This is a genomic window from Kitasatospora sp. SolWspMP-SS2h (assembly GCF_003259315.1).
Classification (GTDB): Bacteria; Actinomycetota; Actinomycetes; order Streptomycetales; family Streptomycetaceae; genus Kitasatospora; species Kitasatospora fiedleri.
Genome location: NZ_QLLT01000071.1, coordinates 1 through 1,090, shown reverse-complemented (window position 1 = coordinate 1,090; position 1,090 = coordinate 1). Strand labels below are relative to the sequence as shown.

Genomic DNA, 1,090 nt, shown 5'->3' with positions numbered 1-1,090 from the left:
GCGAGAGCGCGGCCCACTCGGCATCCGACAACTCATGACGACGTATCACGCCGCCATGATCCCACCCCCTGATCAACTTTGAAGACGGGCCCTAGTGGTCGCCTGGACGTGAACCACGGTCGGGCGGCGGTCGGTCCCACGGCATCACCAGTCCGTCGCCGGCCCGGCGCGGGACCACGTGCAGGTGAAGGTGGCCGATCGTCGCTCCGGCCTCCGGACCGGCGTTGGCGATCAGGTTGCACGGGCGGGAGGCCAGCTCGGCCGCCCGCCGCATCACGGCGGCGCGCATCCTTGAGGAGGCCGTCGCTCGCGGCGGCACCGTCTCCGCCGACGATCTGCGCGGCGAGGACCCCACCACCAGCCTCAAGGGCCACGCGGCGGGCCTCACCCGCACCCTCACCCGCGCCCTCCAGGAGGGCTGGCTGCCCGAGGGGATCGAGTCCCCCGTCCAGGGCATCGGCCCCGGCTACGGCAAGGTGCAGGGCTACCGCGTCCACGCCGACCTCCTCCCCCTGTTCCGCGCGGCAGTCCTCTCCCAGCCCAGCGAGCGCCGCACCCGCCTCTCCACCGAGATCACCGACAGCAACGTCACCTGGGACGCGGCACTCGCCAGCAAAACGCTCGGCGTCTACAAGCTCACCACCGACCTTGACGCCGCCAGCATCCTCCTGCAGCGCCTCGCCGAGACCGGTCTGATCACCGAGACCACCCCGGGCAACTACCACCGCCCTAACATCCGCAAGAACTGACCGCCACAACACGTGCGGGGCCCGGCCGACCGGCCGGGCCCCGCACGTCGTTCTCCATCCCGGGTCAGCACCCGGCTGACACCAGGTCGCTCGGGTCGGTGTTCGCGCCGCACAGCACCACGCACACCGTCTCGCCCGGCCCGGGCCGGTAGCTGCGCGACGGAGCGGCCGGACGGCGCGGCAGGTCCCGGTAGGGCACGTGCCGGTCGGCGGAGGTCAGCGCCGCCAGCGCCGTGGCCGCGCCGTACTCGGGGGCCGAGGAACATCGGAACGAAAACTGGCGCTCAAGAGGGCGTTTACACCGCTTCTGGTGGATTTTCGGGTGCTTTTTTCCTCGGACC

2 protein-coding genes and 1 pseudogene are annotated in these 1,090 nt (G+C 71.5%); 1 reads left to right on the top strand and 2 read right to left on the bottom strand.

All coding sequences use genetic code 11. The features are described from left to right. Positions 1-91: 91 nt before the first annotated feature. Entirely contained in the window at positions 92-274 is a 183-nt protein-coding gene (locus K353_RS33595) for an HIT family protein (protein ID WP_233534002.1), read from the bottom strand. On the opposite strand from K353_RS33595, the gene K353_RS33590 reads away from it, so the two are divergent. Next, a complete protein-coding gene (locus K353_RS33590; protein ID WP_199528332.1) occupies positions 225-749 on the top strand; it encodes a hypothetical protein in 525 nt (174 codons plus the stop codon). The genes K353_RS33595 and K353_RS33590 overlap by 50 nt on opposite strands. A 64-nt stretch (positions 750-813) precedes the next feature. Here the strand turns inward: K353_RS33590 and K353_RS36430 are convergent. Further along, a pseudogene (locus K353_RS36430) lies at positions 814-1,090 on the bottom strand (hypothetical protein); the annotation flags it as partial.

Coding starts and splice junctions, on each gene's coding strand:
- K353_RS33595 (WP_233534002.1), bottom strand. CDS start 274: ATGCGGCGGGCGGCCGAGCTGGCCTCCCGCCCGTGCAACCTGATCGCC.